This is a genomic window from Ferruginibacter sp. (assembly GCF_014377975.1).
GTDB lineage: Bacteria > Bacteroidota > Bacteroidia > Chitinophagales > Chitinophagaceae > Ferruginibacter.
Genome location: NZ_JACMOO010000353.1, coordinates 1 through 3,679, shown reverse-complemented (window position 1 = coordinate 3,679; position 3,679 = coordinate 1). Strand labels below are relative to the sequence as shown.

The 3,679-nt window shown below is 34.5% G+C and carries 5 protein-coding genes; all 5 read left to right on the top strand.

The annotated features are described in order from the left end of the window. A partial coding sequence (locus tag H7254_RS17230; RefSeq protein WP_301934147.1) for an ABC transporter permease occupies positions 1–345 on the top strand: 345 nt, incomplete at its 5' end. Between the two features lies 1 nt (position 346). Then, positions 347–1,594: an ABC transporter ATP-binding protein gene (locus H7254_RS17225; protein WP_301934146.1), complete on the top strand. Its 1,248-nt coding sequence runs from the start codon at positions 347–349 to the stop codon at positions 1,592–1,594. 84 nt (positions 1,595–1,678) lie between these two features. Then, complete coding sequence (locus H7254_RS17220; protein WP_301934145.1) at positions 1,679–2,539, top strand: FkbM family methyltransferase; 861 nt, start codon at positions 1,679–1,681, stop codon at positions 2,537–2,539. 6 nt (positions 2,540–2,545) lie between these two features. Further along, positions 2,546–3,412, top strand: a complete 867-nt coding sequence (locus H7254_RS17215) for a glycosyltransferase (protein WP_301934144.1) — start codon at positions 2,546–2,548, stop codon at positions 3,410–3,412. 15 nt (positions 3,413–3,427) lie between these two features. Further along, a partial coding sequence (locus H7254_RS17210) for an aminotransferase class I/II-fold pyridoxal phosphate-dependent enzyme (protein ID WP_301934143.1) occupies positions 3,428–3,679 on the top strand: 252 nt, incomplete at its 3' end.

Here is a 3,679-nt window from a genome sequence, read left to right as displayed (position 1 = left end):
TTGGTTTTGCTGATGGCGATGCTGGGTCTTGGCCTTGGTTTAATCATTACTGCCATGACTACCAAATACAGGGACCTTAGCTTCCTGGTAGTATTTGGTGTGCAGTTACTAATGTATGGTACGCCCATCGTTTACCCCTTAAGTTTTGCATCAGAAAAATACCGTGCTATCATACAATTAAATCCCATGACAGGTATTGTTGAAGCCTTCCGGTATGGCTTCCTGGGTAAGGGTGAGTTTACTGCCTGGAGCATTGGCTATTCAGCCCTGGTTACTGTTGTGTTATTGGTATTGGGCGTAATTATATTTAATAAAACAGAAAAAGATTTCGTAGATACCATTTAAGATGTCAATAGCGATACAAGTACAAGATTTATCAAAGGCCTACCAGATAGGGCAAATAGGTACGGGCACCATTTCGAAAGATTTGGAACGTTGGTGGGCAACTGCCGTAAGAGGCAAGGAAGATCCCTTTTTAAAAATTGGTGAAACATACGACCGGGCTGTAAAAGGAACTAGCGATATTGTATGGAGCCTTAAAGACATCAATTTTGAAATTCAGCAGGGCGATGCGGTGGGTATTATTGGACGCAATGGCGCAGGCAAAAGTACGCTGCTAAAATTACTGTCTGAAGTAACTTCACCCACCACAGGCAAAATAAATATTAAAGGGCGGGTTGCAAGTTTATTGGAAGTAGGAACGGGGTTTCACCCGGAACTAACGGGCCGTGAAAATATATTTTTGAATGGCGCTATTTTAGGCATGCGTAAAAAGGAAATACAACGAAAGCTAGACCAAATCATTGATTTCAGCGGCGTAGAACGTTACGTTGACACGCCGGTAAAGCGCTACAGCAGCGGTATGTATGTAAGGCTGGCATTTGCAGTAGCGGCACATTTGGAAAGCGAAATTTTAATTGTGGACGAAGTGTTGGCGGTAGGTGATGCCGAATTCCAAAAAAAATGTTTGGGGAAGATGGGGGAGGTGAGTATGTCAGAAGGCAGAACCGTCCTATTTGTTAGTCACAATATGGGAGCAGTGCAATCTTTGTGCAACAGTGCTATTATATTAAATAATGGAACAATCTATCTGCAAGGCAAAACGAGCAAGTTAATTACGGAGTATTTAAATAGAAATGCTTCGTCTGTCAGTTATTATAAAGGAGCTGAAAACCCAGATAAAAAGATTCGTTTTCAAGAAATTCGTATTTGTGACGAAAATTACAATCCCAAAAGTGAGATTTTTCATGATGAACATATTCATATAAAATACACCTTAAAATTTAATTCGTCTCTTGTAGAACATGATTATTCTATTTTTTGTATAGTACTAGATAAATTTAAAAACAGAATATTTTCTGCCGAATCGCCTGTAATTAGCTGTGAATCTATGGTACTCTCGATACACCCAAATACTTTGGTGAGGGGTTCCTATACTATATATACCTTTATTCATAAACCTAATACTGAACAAATAGATGTAGCTGAGGATGTTTGTCGATTTTCGGTAATTGATAACAATTCATGGTTAAATATTCATGGCGACTATGATTATGGGAATGTGTTTGCTAATGTGAGTTGGATTAATGGCTAAAGATTTATGTGCCTAACGTCATAAGCTTATATAAAGCTTTGACGAAATTCCCCAAAATGGATATTTATACTAAATAAAAGTAAAATGAAATTAATAAAGTATATTAAAAAGAAAATATTGAATCAGCTTAATCAAAATGATTTATACGAAAAAGATTATTTACCTCTTGGTATTTCAAAAAATGATTTTATTGATTATGTAGATAAAAAAATATTGTACAATAGTGCGCTAGACATTACAAGTTTTTTAGGCAAGAAAATTAAAAGAATAAATTCTTACTCATTTGTACATTCGGTAGAAGGGATATTTTTAGAGGAGCTATATAAATTTGATTCAGATTTATTATCGCCTCACATTATCGATTGTGGTGCAAATATTGGGCTCAGTGCTATTTATTTTAAAAAACTTTATCCTAATTCCAAGCTAATTGCTTTTGAACCAGACAAAAAAGTTTTTGAAGCTTGTCAATATAACTTAAATCAGTTTGGTTTTTCAGATGTTAAATTAATAAACGCAGGCGTATGGAATTATGATGGGAGTTTAAATTTTTTGCCTGATAATTCATTGGGAGGAAGAATCGTCGAGGACGATCAGTCCGGCAAAAACTATTACTCAATAAAAGTCGTTGACTTTAAGAAGTATTTAAATGTCGAAGTTGATTTTTTAAAAATAGATATTGAGGGCGCTGAGCTTGACGTCCTAAAAAATTGCCGAAATGAACTCAAATTTGTTAAGAGAATTTTTGTTGAATATCATAGCGATAAAAACAAACCTCAAGATTTACAAGAACTATTGTCAATTCTTACCGCTGCTGGTTTTAGATATTATATAAAGGAAGCATGGGATTATTTGGATCACCCATACTCGAATGAAAAAAACTTGTCAACTTTCGCTCCTTTTGATCTACAATTAAACATTTTCGGGTATAGAAAAGACTTCAAATAAATATCTATGAAAATTAGTGTACTGCTAATTACTTACAACCACTCAAATTATATTAATGAAGCAATTGATAGCATTTTTATGCAGGAAAATTGCTTTAGTACAGAAATAGTATGCCTTGATGACTCTTCGACTGATAGCACGTTTGAAATACTAAGTAAAAGATTAAAAGACGTTCAAAACTGCATATTAGTAAAAAATGATTTAAATATCGGAATTACTCGGAACTATCAGAAAGGTTTCTCCTTATGTACCGGAAAATATCTTTTTGTTTTAGAAGGAGATGATTATTGGACTGATTCAAAAAAAATAAGTAAACAAATAAATTTTATGGAGAGTCATCCTTTCCATTCAATGTGTTTTCACCCCTATACTATACAATACGGTAGTTCAAGAGTATGTAAAAATGGTCTGGTGAATGTTTCAAATAGATTGCCTGATACGTTTAGTATTAATGACCTACTACTTAATGAAGGTTTAATCGGCAACTTTTCAGTTTGTTGTTACAGGAAAAAATGGTTAGATAGTTTACCAACAGATTTATATAATTATTTATCATACGATTGGATAATTAATATGTTTATGGGGCATTTTGGTTTACTAGGTAGAATCAATGAAGTGATGTCTGTTTACAGGTATGCTGATAATGCAGTGTGGTCTACCAAGCCATTGCAGGAACGACTCAGCGAAGCCCTTGGCTTGATACCAATTTACAATTCATTGTTAGAGTACAAGTACAATAGCTTGTTTATGCAAAAGGAAGTCATGCTTCGAAATCAAATTAGCAAATGTTCCCGAAAAAAGCATTATTTAAAAGAATGGATGCCCCCAATATTAATTAAGATTATAAGGAAGTTTACTTCCACCAATGTTTAAAATAGAAATAGTAAAATGATTAAGATTCCTGTTTACCAACCCTCTCTTTCCGGCAATGAAAAAAAATATGTAAATGATTGTCTTGATTCTACTTGGATATCTTCTAAGGGTAAGTACATCGAATCTTTTGAAACTTCCTTTGCAAAGTATATTGGTGTTCAGCATGCTGCCTCAGTTTCCAATGGGACTGTAGCAATCCATCTTGCTTTAATTGCTTTAGGAATTGGGGATGGAGATGAAGTCATTGTTCCTACCCTGACTTATATC

What these genes read in the sequence shown, in the direction of transcription:
- H7254_RS17225 (WP_301934146.1), top strand. Translation starts at nt 347, where the DNA reads ATGTCAATAGCGATACAAGTACAAGATTTATCAAAGGCCTACCAGATA.
- H7254_RS17220 (WP_301934145.1), top strand. Translation starts at nt 1,679, where the DNA reads ATGAAATTAATAAAGTATATTAAAAAGAAAATATTGAATCAGCTTAAT.
- H7254_RS17215 (WP_301934144.1), top strand. Translation starts at nt 2,546, where the DNA reads ATGAAAATTAGTGTACTGCTAATTACTTACAACCACTCAAATTATATT.